Raw genomic sequence first — 16,822 nt, forward strand, 5'->3', positions numbered from 1 at the left:
AATTTGCGCGGGTGTAGTTTAGTGGTAAAACCTCAGCCTTCCAAGCTGATGATGAGGGTTCGATTCCCTTCACCCGCTTCGTAATTGTTAACATCATTATCTGCATATTATGTATTCATGATGCGCCTTTAGCTCAGTTGGATAGAGCAACAGCCTTCTAAGCTGTGGGTCAGAGGTTCGAATCCTCTAAGGCGCGCCATTATAATAATACTCGAATGGGCATAGCTCCCTAATATAAACTCCTAACACGATGGGTGAAACGGTATTGTACTTACAACCGAATTGCCTTCCTGTGTTAGGTTTTTTTGTGTCGAAAATGGGAAGTTGGAGAGTTGGGTTGTATTAAAAATATAGAGACATTAGATTATCTCTATTAATACATGGAATGGCTCCACTCCACTGCATATCATTCGGATCAATATTCCGCCAATTTTTAGATAAACTACAACACCTGCTAATGGATTGCCAATATAATGAAGGTGAAAAATTTATATTTAGAGGAAATATTAGATGGCGACTTTTGTGAGGCTGCTATATAGAGAAATAATTAAGAGGGATGCATTATAAAAAAACTAAATATCAAGTAGCCAAAGCCTCTCGGTAAATTTATGAGGGCTTTAGCTTATTTTTAATGAGGAGTATGGACATTAGTGTTGTTAATCCATCAATTCCATTATAATTTCATATGACCTTAATCGGTCTTCTTGATAGAATATTTGAGAGTTAATGATGATTTCATCAGCTTTCGTTTCATCTAGGAAGCGTGTGAGACCCTCTCTAACCGTTTCTGGGCTTCCAATGATAGTTGATCTCGGATCGAGCGTCCTTCCGATAGAGGCGCGTTCAAGCTCGGTTGAGACTACACTTATATCATCAACTGGTGGCTTTAGTTCTGTTGGTCGTCCTCTTAGCAAGCTTAAAAATTGTTGTTGTTGTGATGTGGCTAGCCAATGCGCTTTTTCGTCTGTATCGGCAGCAATTACATTAACACCTACCATTGCATATGGCTCCATAAGAGCATCTGAAGGTTTAAAGTTATCGCGATATAGTTGAAGAGCGGGTAATGTATAATCTGGAGCAAAGTGGCTAGCGAATGAAAATGGTAAACCTTTTTGTGCGGCAAGTTTAGCACTAAAGCCGCTTGATCCAAGAAGCCATATTGGAATTTCAAGTCCTTCTCCCGGAATAGCACGTACATGAGCGGAAGGATTATACTCAAAGTATGTTTGAAGTTCTTCCAACTGTAGTGGAAATTCCTCGGCACCACGACTTAAGGTTCTTCGTAAGGCGTGGGCAGTCGCTTGGTCACTTCCAGGAGCTCGACCAAGACCAAGATCAATACGTCCGGGGTAGAGGGCCTCTAACGTCCCAAACTGTTCTGCAATAACAAGGGTAGCGTGATTAGGTAACATGACCCCTCCAGCTCCAACACGGATCTTCTCTGTTGCTCCAGCAATATGTCCGATAAGCACTGATGTTGCAGAACTTGCTATACCAGGCATGTTATGGTGTTCTGCAAGCCAGTAACGATTAAAGCCTAATTTCTCAGTGTGTTGTGCTAATTCCACACTATTGTTAAATGACTGTACCGCATTGCCGCCCTCAATAATAGGGGCTAAATCTAGAACGGACAATGGTATATTGTTAAAAAGTCTAGTAGGAGTTGTACCCATTTTTTTATTACCTCCTTAAAGGTATATATCTATAAAAATGATACGGTTTTTACAATGTTGCGTCCAACAATCAGCCTTGGGGGGGAGGTTATTGTTGTCCTTAGTCGGGATGTTTGCTATTTTTACATATATAACTAGGAAAAATTAAATTGAAGTTCGTTAAGTAATTTTAAAGGAGTATGTACATGAGATTAAATAAATTTATCAGTTCAACAGGGCTTTGTTCACGTAGAAAGGCAGATGAGTTAATTGCTCAAGGTAAGGTGATAGTGAACAAAGAGATAGCAACATTAGGGCTCACGGTAGAAGAACACGATGTTGTAGAAGTGGAGGGGAAAATCCTAGCAAGAAAGACTGATGCGGATGTATATATAGCCTTAAATAAACCTCCAGGTATTACTTGTACAACGGAAGAGCATATCGATGGAAATATTGTTGATTTTATTAACCATGAGCAACGCATATTTCCAATTGGCAGATTAGACAAAGAGTCAGAGGGCCTAATATTGTTAACAAGTGACGGCGATATAGTCAATGAGATTTTACGAGAAGAAAATAATCATGAAAAAGATTATATCGTAATGGTAAATAAGGAAATTACCGCTTCTTTTATTGAAGGAATGTCTAATGGCGTAGAGATATATAATCCGGTTAAAAATGAATATACGATAACAAATAAATGCAAGGTTATAAAGTTGAGTGATCGCAGCTTTAAGATTACTCTTTCCCAAGGGTTGAATAGACAAATACGTAGAATGTGTTCGCAGTTTGACTATCAAATCTATAAGCTACAACGTGTTCGAGTGGCACATATTACACTTAGAGGATTAGAACTCGGTCAGTGGAGAAATTTAACAGATGATGAAGTAAGGAAATTTAAGTCTAATGGACACAACTAGTTTTTATATAGTTGTGTCTTTTTTATGGTATGCAATTTTGTATACTTGTAAACAACTTGTAATCTTTGAGTGTGCATTTATGTGTACATGTATACAATGGTGTAAACAAGTAGTGATGTCAATGTGTGTGCGAAAATGTATACATGTATACAAATGACGTAATATTGTGTACAAAATTGTGTGCCTTTCGTGGTCAATTGACGTTTTTCTTTATTTCATATATTGTTTACAGTGTGTGATTAAAAAAATAGAAATGGGTGGTTTGATGACTAATACTAGACTTGCTGCAATTGATGTTGGAAATGATTCAGTAAAGGCATTATTTGGAAACTCGGATTCTGAATTTTACATACCTAACGTCATTGCGAGAGATAGAGAAGATAGGCCTGTAATAGGTATTGAAGAATTAGATGAAAAGTCACCATTAGATGGAATACATATTAGAGTTCACTCCCCTGCTTTGCACGAAAATAATGTTATTTATCGTGTAGGTAATTTAGCAACAAAAAGCGATAATTCAACCGAATTAGATCCAGGAAGCAGTAAATCTGAAGAGGATCAAACATTAATTATGTTGTTTGCTACATTGGCCTTGGATGCTGCAAATGCAAAAAATGCCAAAATATTTAATAAAGCGAATAATGTTATTGACGCAAATTACACGCTCGGTACCGGACTGCCTTTACGTGAAGTAAAAGAAGGAAAAGATGTTGGTTATCGCTCGCAACTTCTAGGCTCGGTACACCAAGTTGAGTTTTTGGTAACTCCTAAGTATCAAGGGATCAAGGTAAATATTAAATTTGATGAAGTGAAGGTATACCCTGAGGGATTTGCTGCTTATATTAATCTAGTGATGGATAATGACTTAAATATAATTAATAAAGATTTAATTGATAAAAGAATATTAATCCAAGATATTGGTGGTCTATCAACGGATATTGCGGTGATAAAAAACCGCAATGTTGATGATGACAAAGCCCAAGGGTTCAATCTAGGGGTATCTGAATCGTTAGAAGCAATTAGAGAAGAGATCAGATCGAAACATGGTGTGGAATTAGATAGTCGTAGAGATGTAGTTGAGATCATTACCAGAAACAACGACAGAAACCACATTATGGTTAAGGGGAGCCGCACAAGTGTCCATGATATAACAGATAGAATTCTTTTAGAGCTTGCGAAAAAACAATATCGCCATTTACGTAATATCTGGCAGAAGAATTCTCAAACTGAAATCTGCTATTTTGTAGGCGGCGGTGCAATGGTCTTAAAAGAGTATATTAAAGCACTAAATAATAGTTTAGATGGTTATAATATTGAATTCTTTGAAGATGAAAAGGAAAGTATTTGGATGATGGCAAATGCTTATTATAAGCTAATCTCCGATTTTTCTAGAAAGAATAAAAAAGATATGATCGTTAAAGAAACAGAAAAAAAGGCCGTGAAAAATTAATAGGATGATTCCATGAATAAAAAGGGGATGACAGGGATACAAAGGGGACAGGCGATTACATTTCGCCTCCCTTCTGATACCCCTGATCATATATTAATGAAATTGCAAAAACTAAAGGAAACGGAAAAAAGAAACTTTTCTAGTAAAATTGCTGAGTTTGTAGTCGAAGGTGTAAATAATTCTTTGACAAGTGAAAGAGAAACGATCACTATTCCGCTTCCGAAACAATTAACCAAAGAGCAGCGTAGTTGGTTGAAACATACCCATTCTGAAGCCTTAATAGGAAATGTTATTCACCATTTATTAGCTGATCCAATCCGGGCAACTTCTGTTTTAGCAACGTTGAACAGTAATTCACTGGATATTGATGAAGCTCTATATCTTCAAGAGATGGAAAAAAAGTCTACAGATAAAGGCTTGGAAGTTGCAATAGAAAGCCATGATGAGATCGAAACAGATAGTAATGTAGATGACTTTGAAGATGTTATGATGAATTTTGACTGGGAAATGGCTAGGAAAGAACAAGCTTCATCCATAGAGGATAGTTCGGAAAACGAAGAAGAGGAAGAAGACCCTTTGGATGATTTTCTATCTCGTATGAATAAGTAAAGATGGAAAGAAAAGCGGATGACGATTATGTTCATCCGCTTTTTTTACCTTATTATTCTGCTAGTTTGTCAGCAAATGCTTTAACATATGGAGGCAAATCTGGCGGTCGACGGCTTGAGATCAAATGTCCATCGACAACGACCGCCTCATCACTCCACTCGGCTCCAGCATTCGTCATATCATCTTTGATACCAGGTGTGCTGGTTACTTTCTTCCCATCAAGAATTTTAGCGGAAATGAGCACCCAACCTGCATGACAGATTTGGCCAATTGGCTTTTTTTCTTCATCCATTATACGTATGAAATCTAAAACTTCTTCATAACGTCTTAACTTATCAGGAGCCCAACCTCCGGGCACAAGGATGGCATCATAATCTTCTGCTTGAATGTCAGAAAAGGAGTAGTCAGACTCTGCTGGCACACCATACTTCCCAATATATTTTTTCTTCGCTTCGATTCCTACTAAATGAACTTCTGCCCCTTCTTCCCGAAGTCGCAAGATAGGATACCAAAGTTCCAAATCCTCGAATTCGTCTTCGACAAGCGCAATTACTTTTTTGTTTTGTAATCTCATTTTAATTCCTCCTGTCAAATAACTACTTAATAATTAACCATACCTTAATATTATTTATAATTCATTCATAAGGATTGGTATATTTGTAAATAGTAATCAGAGAGCGGATTGCAACCGTTCTCCTAATTTTATTCATACTTAATTCATAAACAATAGCAAATTATTGTTTACATTTGTTTATTCATTCATTAACATGAGTAAGGGTATGCTTTTGTAGTAATATGTCGAATACATAGTAAAGGAATGAAGAGATGGACTTGCAGACAGTGCTTTTTACTTTTGTTGGTGGTTTGGGGATCTTCCTATATGGAATGAAAATAATGGGAGATGGCCTTCAAAAAGTTGCAGGCGATGGACTAAGAGATCTACTAGATAGATTCACAACAAAACCGATTATGGGGGTTTTAACCGGAATCGTTGTAACCACATTGTTGCAAACAAGTTCTGGTACGACCGTTTTGACGATTGGTTTAGTAACAGCAGGATTCATGACATTAAGGCAAGCGATAGGCGTCATAATGGGTGCAAATATTGGAACAACAACCACGGCATTTATTATTGGTATTAATATTTCTGAGTATGCACTTCCGATCATTGCATTAGGAGCTTTCCTAATCTTCTTCTTTAAAAATCATAAAATAAATAATTTTGGGCAGGTGTTCTTTGGCTTTGGTGCTCTATTTTTCGGACTCAATTTAATGGGAGATGGAATGGCACCATTATCAGATGCTCAAGCTTTTACAGATTTAACACTTAGATTGAGTGATCATCCATTATTAGGAGTATTAGTCGGGGTTGTTCTGACAGCGATCATTCAAAGCTCTTCAGCTGCAATTGGACTTTTGCAAACATTGTTTGACCAAGGGGCATTAGATCTCCATGCTGCATTACCGGTATTATTTGGAGATAATATCGGAACGACGATCACGGCTGTATTAGCTTCAATTGGTGCTTCGATTGCGGCTAAGCGTGCTGCTTTAACGCATGTTATATTTAACGTCATTGGAACAACTTTGGTATTAATTCTATTAGTACCATTCACCGCTCTCATAGAGTATTTCCAAGCGAGCTTAGGACTTAATCCTAAAATGACGCTTGCCTTTGCACATGGTACGTTTAATGTATCGAATACAATAATACAGTTGCCTTTCATTGCTGGACTTGCTTGGATTGTAACAAAGCTTGTGCCAGGTGAGGAAAGAACGATTGAACATAAACCAATTCACCTTGGAGAGCAATTTATACGTCAATCTCCTTCTGTAGCGCTTGGACAAGCGAAGAAGGAAGTGATAAGAATGGCCGAACTTGCAGAGGAAGGCATAGTGGAAGTTGGTCATTATTATAAAACACAAGGGAAAAAGCATCGTGAGTTAATTCCACAAATTGAAGATGCGCTTAATAATCTTGATAAGAAAATCACTGAATATCTTGTTCAAATTTCCTATCACTCTTTAACAGATCAGGATATAAAAGAGCATCACACGCTAATGAATACGGTGATGGATCTTGAACGAATTGGTGACCATATGGAAAATATTATGGAATTAGTCGATCATCAAATTAATAGTAAAGTTAAATTTTCTGAATCTGCAATAGCTGATTTAGATGCAATGTTTGATTTGACGACTTCGACTATTAGACAGTCTATAAAAACGATTGAAACAAATAATGTAGAACAAGCAAAATCTGTAATAGAAAAAGAAATATTAATTGACAAAATGGAGCGCGATCTCCGTAATAAGCATATAAAGAGATTGAACGAAAATAAATGTACAGGAACTGCAGGCATTATCTATGTGGATATCGTAAGCAATTTGGAACGGATCGGTGACCATGCCGTAAATTTAGCGGACGATTTGCTCGCGGATGAATAGAAGGAAGTCGCTTGAAGTTGAGAACTGAGCTAAAGTTACAAATTGAATATTTATATATGGGCCCTGACAAATACGTCAGGGCTTTTTTCATGGGTTCTATTTGTAAGGTGCCAAAGTCCAGCTCTCAGATTAGTAATGGGTCTTCTTCAATTGCATCTTTTTAATGTGCAATATTTTAAAATAAATTAAGAATCTGAAAAGTATAACAATATAAAGCTGATTTACGGTACAATACAATTACGCAGTATGTAAAAATTTTAATTTAATAGGGAGTTGTAGTTTTACCTTTTATAAAATTTATTTGTGGAACTTAGCTTATTTTCAATTCTCAAAAGGGAAACTTAAGGAGGATCTTATATTGGAATTTAACAATAATAGCAAAATTATTTTAATTGGTGACAGTATTACAGATGCTGGAAGAAGAGAAGATCCTGAAGAAATGGGATATGGGTATGTAAGGTTACTTCGTGATTACTACGCGTTAACAGAGCCGTCCATGAATCTACAATTTATTAATAAAGGAATTGGCGGTGATAGGATTGATCATTTAGCAGCTAGATGGCAAGAAGATGTGATCGATCTTGAGCCTGACTGGGTATCTATATCAATCGGCATTAATGATGTTTGGAGGCAACTTGATAATCCACAAATGGATCAGATTTTTCCAGAACAATATGAGAAAATGTATTCGGAACTACTTGCTAAACTTACATCGAAAACAAAAGCGCGCGTGATATTAATGGAACCTACAATTATTGAAGAGGATCTTGATTCTACCGGAAATCGCCTGCTTGTACCTTACATAGATGCTGTGCATCGCCTAGCCAAAGAATATAAAGCATTGCTAGTACCTACTCATCAAGCCTTTAAAACATACTTAAGTAACCAATCAGGATTTAAATTAACAACAGATGGAGTACATATGACATCTGGCGGAAATTTACTTATGGCTCAAACCTGGATTAGAGCTGTACAACAATAAAACGAGTGGGGGTTCAAGTATTGGAAGCTCAAATTTTGTTTCATACAAAGCATATGCTCGGGGAGGGCCCGACATGGGATAGTGAAAACGAACGTTTTATGTGGGTCGATATTGTAGGGAAAACCTTGCAAAGTTACGATGTTAAAGCGAACCATGTTCATAAGTGGTCGTTTAGCGAATATGTAACTACAGTAGTGCCAATAAATAAAGAAGAAGTGGTATTGGCGATGCATAATGGTGTATATATATTTAATTTGATTTCAGAAGAGTTGACACCGCTTGCAAATCCAATTAAAAACCTAAACATTAGATTTAATGACGGGAAATGTGATGCGAACGGTAGGCTCTGGGTAGGAACGATGGAAGTACATGGTAGTGCAAATGAGGGAGCTTTATACTGTGTTTTTCCAGATGGAAGTGTAAAGGAAAAAGTTGTACCTGTAACTATTTCTAATGGAATTGCATGGAACACTACAAACGATATGATGTATTATATTGATACGCCAACGAAAAAAGTGGCAGCTTATGATTTTAATGTACAAACAAGCAAGGTAGCATTCAGGGACTATGTAGTTGCGATCCCAGATGGGCAAGGAGCTCCAGATGGTATGACTATAGATGAGGAAGGGATGCTTTGGGTGGCCCATTATGGGGGCTGGAAGGTTTCTCGATGGGATCCTCAAACTGGTAAGCAGCTAGATGAGGTGAGAGTACCTTGTAGTAATGTTACTTCTTGTACATTTGGAGGTAAAGATTTGAATGAGTTATTTATCACAACCGCAAGACAAGGCCTAGATGAGGAAGAATTAAGAAAACAACCCCACGCAGGAGGGGTGTTTCGTGTAGAAACAAAAACTCGTGGAGTAAAAGCATATAGTTTTAGATAGAATAGCTTGGAGGGAGAGTCCAAACTCCCCTCCAAATAGATTTAAGAGTCTGCTTTTGAACATTTGTATGTCGTTATTTTCCTAAACAACAAGTATTAGACTAATAGCCATAACAATCATGCCACTAATTAATCCATAAATGGATGTATGCGCTTCGTCATATTTCTTTGCGGCCGGTAGAAGTCCATCAAGTGAAATAAAAACCATAATACCAGCAACTGATGCAAAAATTACTCCGAATAAAACGTCATTTAAAAAGGGCATCAAAATCAGAAAGGCAATAATAGCGCCGATAGGTTCTGAAAGTCCAGATAAAAAGGAAAGTTTAAATGCCTTCTTCTTACTTCCAGTGGCAAAGTAAATAGGTACTGCAACAGCTATCCCTTCTGGAATGTTGTGGATAGCGATGGCAATCGCAATTGCCACTCCAAGGGTTGGGTCTTGTAAGGCTGCTGTAAATGTAGCAATTCCTTCAGGGAAATTATGAATGGCAATTGCTAGTGCTGTGAAGGTTCCCATTTTTAAAAGATCAGGATCATGGACTTTGCTATCCTTTATTTCTTCTACCTTTTTAAATTCATGGGGATTACCTTGGTTTGGCACAAACCTGTCGATTAGAGCAATTAAAAGCATTCCTCCAAAGAAACCACCTATAGTAGCCCAGTTCCCTGTTTGATTACCGAGAGCCGCTGTTAAGGCATATTTTGCTTTTACAAAAATTTCAATCATTGAAACATAAATCATCACACCGGCAGAAAATCCCAGCGACCAGGAAAGGAATTTTGTATTAGTAGTCGACGTAAACATTGCAACGACACTGCCGATGCCTGTAGCAAGACCAGCTAGCAGTGTAAGACTAAATGCCAATATTAAATTTTCAGTCATTCTATATACTCCTTCTTGCTAATTAGATTTAATCAACAAAATTATTACTACTTACGATAGTATGCAAGACAAGTTTGAAAGTTGCCATTGGGAAACATTCTACACCCTTTAAAAAAAGAATGTCAATAAGAGTATTATAAGGGGAAAAATCAAGCATTAATTAGGTGGATAATAGAAATTATTAAAAAGAGTTCTAACGTTTGAATAACGATAGAACTCTTTTTACATACAGGTTATTTTATAAAATTTTTTATCGCATTCTCTAAAGCCTGTCCAGTAATTTTCGAATGTGAAGCATTCCATAATGCTTTTTTATTTTGAACGAGGAAAGCTTGTGGTGATTGATGGGTAATATGTAAATCGCTCGCAATTTCATTAGATACGTTTCTATTTTCTATCACTGTTACAACATATTTATCAAGGTCCGATCTCGTAGGATTTGTATACATCATAGGCAGAGGCACTAATTGGACATGTAGTGCTATGCTTAAAAACAAATATAGGTTTTTTATTCGTTCCCTCAAATACACTTTTCCATTGCTCTATCGTGCTTAATTCTTTTAATTCAGTCATTAACAAACCCATCCCTTCAGCATTTTAGCTATTATCTCAAAATAATCTGTTTCTTTCACGTCTGTTGCCTCATAGTGTTGTTGAGGTTGTGGCATGTTATAATAGTCGCAAGGAATTTATTAGAAAAGAGGCGTTACTCCATGCTTTCGTTTGAACAAAAACAAGCTATCATTGAAACATTTCCACAGTTAACACGTAAAGAGGTTTCGATGAAGCGATTAAACTATCATTTTGCTGAAAGTCTATTTGATAAAACGGTTGTAGTACATTATCTTCATCCAAATGGAAATGGCTTTGTATACGTTGGAGATCTTGAACAATATGATGCTGATTCTAGGGGGCTCGTTAATATTAAGGATGCATCAGAGGAAGAATTAAAAAAAATTATTACTGACTCCATTAAATATCTTGCAGAAGGAAAAGATATTGAGGTTCAGCAGATAGAAATGATAACTGAACAAAAGTGGAGCAATAATGAGGGACAAACATTAGTACTTATGCATGAAGATATGCTTTGGAATATTTATACGGGACTTAACTTAGAGGAAAGCTTTGAATCACAGAAGCAGGCAGAAAGTTACTTGAGAGAAGAAGGATTCAACCCAGTAAAGTAGTCTATTATAAGAATGGCGGGAAGTATTTCCCGCTTGTTCATTTATATTTAATTAGAAACAGATAAATAGAAGTTAAGGCAATATTAATAATCTTTATCAATTTATCAGAATAAATAATTAAATGAAAGTTGTGAAGAATGGTTTTAAATTGAATAAAAAGATGTTATATTCTTAATAGAAACGTTTCGATTGATTTTCTCTTACCTATGCTATACGTTTGCATAGAAGATGATTTAAGAAAAAGGAGGGCTCTCATATAGCGCAACAATCCTGTTCTTTTCAAAAAGATGTCGAAGTGAAAAAAACTATCAATCTAGAATATTTGTTATCAATACCTGATGATTATAATCAAAAAGCGAATATGGACTACCCTCTAGTTTTATTTTTACATGGAATGGGAGAGCGTGGGTCTGATTTAAATGCAGTGAAAGCAAATGGGCTTCCGAAGTTAGCTGAAGAACAAAACTTTCCATTTATTCTTGTTTCTCCACAATGCCCGCTCGGTGTTGAAAGATACTCGACTTGGTTATTACATATTGATTCTATCTATGCATTACTTGAAGATTTGATTACTCAATATCGAGTAGATGAAGATAGGATTTATGTAACCGGTTTAAGTATGGGAGGCTACGGTACTTGGGAAATAGCTAAGCAACATCCAGAGAAGTTTGCGGCAATGGCACCAATATGTGGCGGTGGCTCTGTTGAGCATTTGGAGCGACTAAAGGATGTTCCTGTTTGGGCGTTTCACGGGGCTAAAGATGATGTGGTACCTATGGAAGAAAGTCAGGTAATGGTGGAAGCGCTTCGAAGTGCTGGCGGTAACGTGAAATTGACCATCTACCCAGAAGCAACTCATGATTCTTGGACTGAAACATATAATGATCCAGCATTTTATACATGGCTCTTAAATCAAAAAAGAGCAAAAGGGAGGATAATTAAATGATTAATGTAACTGTTTGGAATGAAAACCGACATGAACTAACAAATGAAAAGGTGAAAGAAGTATACCCTGAAGGCATTCATCAAACAATTGCTGCATTTTTAAGGGAAGCTGGCATGGATGTGAAAACGGCCACACTAGATGAGCCTGAACATGGTTTAACAGATGAAGTATTAGATAAAACCGATGTACTATTATGGTGGGGGCATATGGCACACCATGAAGTGGATGATGAAATAGTAACGAAAGTCCAACAGCGAGTATTAGACGGTATGGGATTGATTGTTCTTCATTCAGCGCACTTCTCAAAAATCTTCAAACGGTTAATGGGGACTTCATGTGATTTAAAATGGAGAGAAGCGGATGATAAAGAACGCATTTGGGTCGTAAATCCGAGCCATCCAATAACTGAAGGTATTGGTGAATATATTGAACTTGAGAAGGAAGAAATGTATGGGGAGCATTTTGATATCCCAGCGCCTGATGAGTTATTGTTTGTTAGCTGGTTTGAAGGCGGAGAAGTCTTCCGAAGTGGTTGTACATATCGTCGTGGGAACGGGAAAATATTCTATTTCCGTCCTGGTCATGAGACATACCCTACTTATCATAATGAAGAAATTCAGCGTGTTATTACAAATGCAGTACAGTGGGCAAAGCCAGTTGAACGAAAGCGGCCAGTATATGGAAACGCCCAACCGTTAGAAGAAATTAAAGATAAAAATAAATGATAGAAAGAATAGTTTGAAAAACTTAGAGAATAGCAGATATGGAGGAGTCATTTATGTCAAAATTAAAAGTAGGCGTTATTGGTTGTGGGAGTATATCGAAATTTCGTCATTTTCCTGAGTATGTAGCAAATGAAAATGTAGAAATTGTTGCTGTTTGTGACATTATCGAGAAGCGTGCAGAAGCCGCGGCTGAAAAGCTAGGCGCAGAAGCATATACAGATTACGAGAAGATGCTCTCCGAGGCGGATATTGATGCAGTTTCCGTTTGTACGCCGAATTACTTACATGCACCTATGAGTATTGCTGCATTAAACGCTGGCAAGCATGTTCTTTGTGAAAAGCCAATGGCTACATCTGAAGAAGAAGCACAGGCGATGATTGATGCTGCTAAGAAGAATGGAAAGAAACTGATGATAGGACATAATCAACGTTTTGTTCCTTCGCACAGTAAAGCAAAGCAATTACTAGCAAATGGTAAGTTAGGTAAAATATTTGGTTTCCGAACTGCATTTGGACATCCTGGTCCAGAGGGTTGGAGTATAGATGGGAAGGATAGTTGGTTTTTTAGGAAAGAGGAAGCTTTTATTGGAGCTATGGGTGACTTGGGTGTTCACAAGACAGATCTCATGCGTTATATACTTGGCGAAGAGTTTGTTGAGGTTGGAGCGTTTGTTGAGTCTGGTGCGAAAGAAAATAGTAATGTCGATGACAATGCGATCTGCTTGTTGAAATCGGAAAGCGGTATTATCGGGACACTCGCAGCTAGTTGGGCATATGTAAAAGAAGATAATTCTACCATTATTTACGGAGAAAAGGCTGTAATGAGACTCGAAGACGATCCAGAGCATTCCTTAATCATTCAGTACAATAATGGCGAGGTTGAGAAATTTGATCTTGGCAAAATTCAATCCAATGAAGAAGGCGGACAAAGCAGTTCCCATGTGATTGATTATTTCGTGGAAAGTATTTTAAATGATACAGAGCCAGCAGTGAGTGGAGAAGAAGGAATGAAATCTTTAAATGTAGTACTTGCAGCGCTTGAATCAAGTAAAACAAAACAAATTGTGTCAGTACCATAAAATATAATTAATTTCTTAAAGAATCAGTTGTAAAAAATATAAAAGGATTGGTGAATAGAAATGAAACTAGGAGTTTTCACTGTATTATTTGCGCAAAAATCATTTGAAGAAATGCTTGATTATGTACAGGCTTCAGGCTTAGATTCAGTTGAAATTGGAACAGGTAATTACCCAGGAAATGCTCATTGTGATTTAGATGGATTATTGGAAAGTGAAACAAAACGTAAAGAATATTTAAAACAAGTGGAATCAAGAGGTTTAACGATTAGCGCATTCAGTTGTCACGGAAATGCATTAACTCCTGATAAAGCATTTGCGAAAACATCTCATGAAACGTTTGTTAAAACTGTGAAGCTTGCTGAGTTGATGAATGTACCGGTTGTAAACACTTTTTCAGGAACACCGGGAGACCATGAAGGAGCAAAACATCCTAACTGGCCTGTCACACCTTGGCCGAATGAATATGGTGATGTTTTAAAATGGCAATGGGAAGAAAAACTTGTTCCATATTGGAAAGAGTGGGGACAATTTGCTCAAGATCGCAATGTAAAAGTAGGTCTTGAACTGCATGGTGGATTCCTCGTTCATACACCACATACGATGTTAAAGCTGAGAGAGTTAACATGTGAAGCGGTTGGAGCAAACCTTGATCCAAGTCACATGTGGTGGCAAGGAATTGATCCGGTCGCTGCAATTAAAATTTTAGGTGAAGCAAATGCGATTCACCATTTCCATGCCAAAGATACGTATATTGATCAAGATAATGTTAATATGTATGGTCTGACTGATATGCAACCGTATGGTGAGTTGAAAACCCGCGCATGGATGTTCCGTTCCGTTGGCTGTGGGCATGACGTAAAAGAGTGGTCTGATATGATGAGCGCATTGCGTACGTATGGATATGACTATGTTGTCAGTATCGAGCACGAAGATCCGCTTATGTCAGTTGAAGAAGGCTTCCAACGTGCAGTAAGCAATCTGAAACCTGTATTAATTAAAGAACAACCTGCTGAGATGTGGTGGGTTTAAGCAGTCATATTTAAAAGCTTAATATTATTTTCTTGAAAAAACCGAGCATTATTTTTGCTCGGTTTTTTTGTTGGGAATATATAGAGACTTGGGATAATGGTTAGAAAGTCATTCGCCATCGTTTGTGAGACAGTAAGGTACCGCGCAGTTTAGACGATAATATAAACGATACTAACTCAGATCATGGTTATGCAAAAGAATACTTTGGTGAAAATAAAAGTAAATATCAACGTCACCCCATCTCGTACGTATAAAAAATGGCTAATAGCCAGTACTCGTCATATGACGATCAGTAAACTGAAGCACACCGACAGTAAAGAAAAAAATCTGCATCTTTAGATGGCGTTTAGTTCCAACCTTAAGTAGAAAGGAAGGTTAATTTTATCGTCTGAACCTATTTAAACTAAGTTTTTGTTTATTCATTCTTATTGAAGGGTTATGTGTAATAGCCCCACTAGACTTAAAATAGAGAAATAGGTAATATTTGATGTACGAAAAGAAAAGGGTGTTCACAATGGAAAAATTCATTATTATTGGAGCGGGAATTCTTGGCGCCTCTACAGCGTATCACTTGGCAAAGTCAGGAGCGGACGTAACTGTCATAGATCGAAAAGATCAAGGACAGGCAACTGATGCGGCGGCGGGAATTGTATGTCCTTGGGTATCGCAAAGACGCAATAAGGCTTGGTACAAGCTTGCGAAAAATGGTGCTTGTTTTTATCCAGGGCTAATTAGAGAGCTTGAAAATGAAGGGGAGAAGAATACTGGCTATGCACGCGTTGGTGCAATCAGTCTTCATACCGAATCCAAAAAACTGCTCGATATGGAAAAAAGGGCATTGTCACGAAAAGATGATGCCCCGGAGATAGGAGAAATTCAAGTTCTCACTCCATCGGAAACGAGGTCTTTATTTCCCCCACTTGCGGAGGAATATGGATCTGTTCATATCAGCGGTGCAGCTCGCGTGGACGGGCGGGCACTCCGTGATAGCTTGCTGAGATCAGCAAAACGACATGGCGCTACTATTATTAATGATGATGCAAGTCTCATATGCAGCGGCAACAGAGTCACAGAGGTAAAGACTTCTCTTGAAAGTTACTCTGCAAATACAGTGATCATTACGAGTGGTGCCTGGGCACATCAACTTCTTCAACCAATGGGCATTAATTTTCAAGTTAGTTTTCAAAAAGCGCAAATTGTCCACTTACAATTAGCGGAAATAAGTACAAATGAGTGGCCAGTTGTAATGCCTCAGGGCAATCAGTATATTGTGCCATTTGACAACGGGAAAATTGTTATAGGAGCTACACACGAGGATAATACAGGCTACGACATACGTCAGACAGTAGGGGGAATGCAAGAAATATTTCAAAAAGCTTTGCATGTTGCACCGGGTCTTTCAGATGGCACATACCTAGAAACAAGAGTTGGCTTTAGGCCTTTCACACCTGGTTTTCTGCCTGTTATCGGTCCGCTTCCAAACTATGAAAACATCTTGGTCGCCAATGGATTAGGCGCTTCTGGGCTTACTATGGGGCCTTATTTAGGTTCAGGGCTTGCTAAGTTAGCAAGAAGAGAAAATATCGATATAGATTTAAATGATTATGATGTCGCGGCAGCAATCCAAAGTTTTTAGATTCTATGGAGGCCTCTTAAATATTTTCTTCTTTAAGGGAAAAACTATTTAAGAGGATTTTTTACTGTATATGATCATGTTTTTTCATTTCCAATGCTATTAAGTGAATTCGCATATATACATATTACAAATTTACTTTAACCTTTATAAGAAAACTAAATCTTGCCAATTCATATACTTTATCATTATATGAAAATAATGTCATTTTTTTGTTGTGGAAATTGTTTTTAATAGGTATATTGGTATAGTGTGGTAAAAAAGTCACTGATAAAACTGGATAAAGGTAAAACCATTGAAAAATGGTGACACAAAACTATAGGGGCTAACATGTACAATACATCACGCCAGCCAGTTGCCTAGATTATGTCCTGGTTTCTTACGTGGAGA

Annotated in this window: 15 protein-coding genes, 2 tRNA genes, 1 pseudogene and 1 riboswitch; of the genes and pseudogenes, 14 read left to right on the forward strand and 4 right to left on the reverse strand. The window is 37.4% G+C overall.

Translation table 11 applies throughout. The annotated features are described in order from the left end of the window. Window positions 1-7: 7 nt before the first annotated feature. Window positions 8-78 (forward strand) — tRNA-Gly (locus tag BLE01S_RS19505). A 44-nt stretch (window positions 79-122) separates the two neighbouring features. Beyond that, window positions 123-199: transfer RNA gene (locus BLE01S_RS19510), tRNA-Arg, on the forward strand. Window positions 200-656: 457 nt separating this feature from the next. Here BLE01S_RS19510 and BLE01S_RS19515 read toward each other — a convergent pair. Beyond that, a complete protein-coding gene (locus BLE01S_RS19515; RefSeq protein ID WP_066146494.1) occupies window positions 657-1,673 on the reverse strand; it encodes an LLM class flavin-dependent oxidoreductase in 1,017 nt (338 codons plus the stop codon). A 185-nt stretch (window positions 1,674-1,858) separates the two neighbouring features. Between BLE01S_RS19515 and BLE01S_RS19520 the strand changes: the two genes are divergently transcribed. From BLE01S_RS19520 to BLE01S_RS19530, 3 genes are all read left to right on the forward strand, one after another. Then, window positions 1,859-2,572, forward strand: coding sequence for a pseudouridine synthase (locus BLE01S_RS19520; protein WP_066146497.1), 714 nt, complete (start codon window positions 1,859-1,861; stop codon window positions 2,570-2,572). Between the two features lie 265 nt (window positions 2,573-2,837). Beyond that, complete coding sequence (locus BLE01S_RS19525) at window positions 2,838-4,022, forward strand: ParM/StbA family protein (RefSeq protein ID WP_066146499.1); 1,185 nt, start codon at window positions 2,838-2,840, stop codon at window positions 4,020-4,022. A gap of 12 nt (window positions 4,023-4,034) precedes the next feature. Further along, the gene (locus BLE01S_RS19530) at window positions 4,035-4,631 is read left to right on the forward strand and encodes a hypothetical protein (protein ID WP_066146502.1); all 597 of its coding nucleotides are present in this window, start codon (window positions 4,035-4,037) and stop codon (window positions 4,629-4,631) included. Window positions 4,632-4,683: 52 nt separating this feature from the next. On the opposite strand, the gene BLE01S_RS19535 is transcribed toward BLE01S_RS19530, so the two are convergent. Beyond that, window positions 4,684-5,205, reverse strand: a complete 522-nt coding sequence (locus BLE01S_RS19535; protein WP_066146505.1) for a type 1 glutamine amidotransferase domain-containing protein — start codon at window positions 5,203-5,205, stop codon at window positions 4,684-4,686. Window positions 5,206-5,456: 251 nt separating this feature from the next. Between BLE01S_RS19535 and BLE01S_RS19540 the strand changes: the two genes are divergently transcribed. The 3 genes from BLE01S_RS19540 (at window position 5,457) to BLE01S_RS19550 (ending at window position 8,948) form a co-directional block, all read left to right on the forward strand. Continuing rightward, entirely contained in the window at window positions 5,457-7,079 is a 1,623-nt protein-coding gene (locus BLE01S_RS19540) for a Na/Pi cotransporter family protein (RefSeq protein ID WP_066146509.1), read from the forward strand. 358 nt (window positions 7,080-7,437) lie between these two features. Beyond that, window positions 7,438-8,061, forward strand: a complete 624-nt coding sequence (locus BLE01S_RS19545; protein WP_066146513.1) for an SGNH/GDSL hydrolase family protein — start codon at window positions 7,438-7,440, stop codon at window positions 8,059-8,061. A gap of 20 nt (window positions 8,062-8,081) precedes the next feature. Beyond that, window positions 8,082-8,948 (forward strand): SMP-30/gluconolactonase/LRE family protein, encoded by an 867-nt coding sequence (locus BLE01S_RS19550; RefSeq protein ID WP_111703574.1) that lies wholly within the window; start codon window positions 8,082-8,084, stop codon window positions 8,946-8,948. Between the two features lie 81 nt (window positions 8,949-9,029). Here the strand turns inward: BLE01S_RS19550 and zupT are convergent, their stop codons facing one another. Both zupT and ytxJ read right to left on the reverse strand, forming a co-directional pair. After that, on the reverse strand, window positions 9,030-9,833 hold the full coding sequence (gene zupT / locus BLE01S_RS19555; protein WP_066146515.1) for a zinc transporter ZupT: 804 nt from the start codon (window positions 9,831-9,833) through the stop codon (window positions 9,030-9,032). A 233-nt stretch (window positions 9,834-10,066) separates the two neighbouring features. Further along, window positions 10,067-10,418 (reverse strand): annotated as a pseudogene (ytxJ, locus tag BLE01S_RS21545) (bacillithiol system redox-active protein YtxJ). A 128-nt stretch (window positions 10,419-10,546) separates the two neighbouring features. Here ytxJ and BLE01S_RS19565 point away from each other — a divergent pair. From BLE01S_RS19565 to BLE01S_RS19590, 6 genes are all read left to right on the forward strand, one after another. Further along, window positions 10,547-11,020 carry a hypothetical protein gene (locus tag BLE01S_RS19565; protein ID WP_066146521.1) on the forward strand — a complete coding sequence of 158 codons (474 nt, stop codon included), beginning with the start codon at window positions 10,547-10,549 and terminating at the stop codon, window positions 11,018-11,020. Between the two features lie 295 nt (window positions 11,021-11,315). Continuing rightward, entirely contained in the window at window positions 11,316-11,966 is a 651-nt protein-coding gene (locus BLE01S_RS19570) for a carboxylesterase family protein (protein ID WP_231955868.1), read from the forward strand. Further along, window positions 11,963-12,691, forward strand: a complete 729-nt coding sequence (locus BLE01S_RS19575) for a ThuA domain-containing protein (protein ID WP_066146526.1) — start codon at window positions 11,963-11,965, stop codon at window positions 12,689-12,691. Before BLE01S_RS19570 ends, BLE01S_RS19575 begins: the two co-directional genes overlap by 4 nt. Window positions 12,692-12,744: 53 nt before the next feature. Continuing rightward, the gene (locus BLE01S_RS19580) at window positions 12,745-13,770 is read left to right on the forward strand and encodes a Gfo/Idh/MocA family protein (protein WP_066146529.1); all 1,026 of its coding nucleotides are present in this window, start codon (window positions 12,745-12,747) and stop codon (window positions 13,768-13,770) included. A 60-nt stretch (window positions 13,771-13,830) separates the two neighbouring features. Continuing rightward, entirely contained in the window at window positions 13,831-14,799 is a 969-nt protein-coding gene (locus BLE01S_RS19585) for a sugar phosphate isomerase/epimerase family protein (RefSeq protein ID WP_066146531.1), read from the forward strand. A gap of 514 nt (window positions 14,800-15,313) precedes the next feature. Beyond that, a complete protein-coding gene (locus BLE01S_RS19590; protein WP_066146534.1) occupies window positions 15,314-16,435 on the forward strand; it encodes an NAD(P)/FAD-dependent oxidoreductase in 1,122 nt (373 codons plus the stop codon). 272 nt (window positions 16,436-16,707) lie between these two features. Further along, window positions 16,708-16,795: riboswitch (cyclic di-GMP riboswitch) on the forward strand. Window positions 16,796-16,822 lie beyond the last annotated feature (27 nt).

It is taken from the genome of Lederbergia lenta NBRC 16444 (genome assembly GCF_001591545.1).
In the GTDB taxonomy this organism is placed as follows: Bacteria; Bacillota; Bacilli; order Bacillales; family Bacillaceae_C; genus Lederbergia; species Lederbergia lenta.

What these genes read in the sequence shown, in the direction of transcription:
- BLE01S_RS19515 (WP_066146494.1), bottom strand. Translation starts at nt 1,673, where the DNA reads ATGGGTACAACTCCTACTAGACTTTTTAACAATATACCATTGTCCGTT.
- BLE01S_RS19520 (WP_066146497.1), top strand. Translation starts at nt 1,859, where the DNA reads ATGAGATTAAATAAATTTATCAGTTCAACAGGGCTTTGTTCACGTAGA.
- BLE01S_RS19525 (WP_066146499.1), top strand. Translation starts at nt 2,838, where the DNA reads ATGACTAATACTAGACTTGCTGCAATTGATGTTGGAAATGATTCAGTA.
- BLE01S_RS19530 (WP_066146502.1), top strand. Translation starts at nt 4,035, where the DNA reads ATGAATAAAAAGGGGATGACAGGGATACAAAGGGGACAGGCGATTACA.
- BLE01S_RS19535 (WP_066146505.1), bottom strand. Translation starts at nt 5,205, where the DNA reads ATGAGATTACAAAACAAAAAAGTAATTGCGCTTGTCGAAGACGAATTC.
- BLE01S_RS19540 (WP_066146509.1), top strand. Translation starts at nt 5,457, where the DNA reads ATGGACTTGCAGACAGTGCTTTTTACTTTTGTTGGTGGTTTGGGGATC.
- zupT (WP_066146515.1), bottom strand. Translation starts at nt 9,833, where the DNA reads ATGACTGAAAATTTAATATTGGCATTTAGTCTTACACTGCTAGCTGGT.
- BLE01S_RS19565 (WP_066146521.1), top strand. Translation starts at nt 10,547, where the DNA reads ATGCTTTCGTTTGAACAAAAACAAGCTATCATTGAAACATTTCCACAG.
- BLE01S_RS19575 (WP_066146526.1), top strand. Translation starts at nt 11,963, where the DNA reads ATGATTAATGTAACTGTTTGGAATGAAAACCGACATGAACTAACAAAT.
- BLE01S_RS19580 (WP_066146529.1), top strand. Translation starts at nt 12,745, where the DNA reads ATGTCAAAATTAAAAGTAGGCGTTATTGGTTGTGGGAGTATATCGAAA.
- BLE01S_RS19585 (WP_066146531.1), top strand. Translation starts at nt 13,831, where the DNA reads ATGAAACTAGGAGTTTTCACTGTATTATTTGCGCAAAAATCATTTGAA.
- BLE01S_RS19590 (WP_066146534.1), top strand. Translation starts at nt 15,314, where the DNA reads ATGGAAAAATTCATTATTATTGGAGCGGGAATTCTTGGCGCCTCTACA.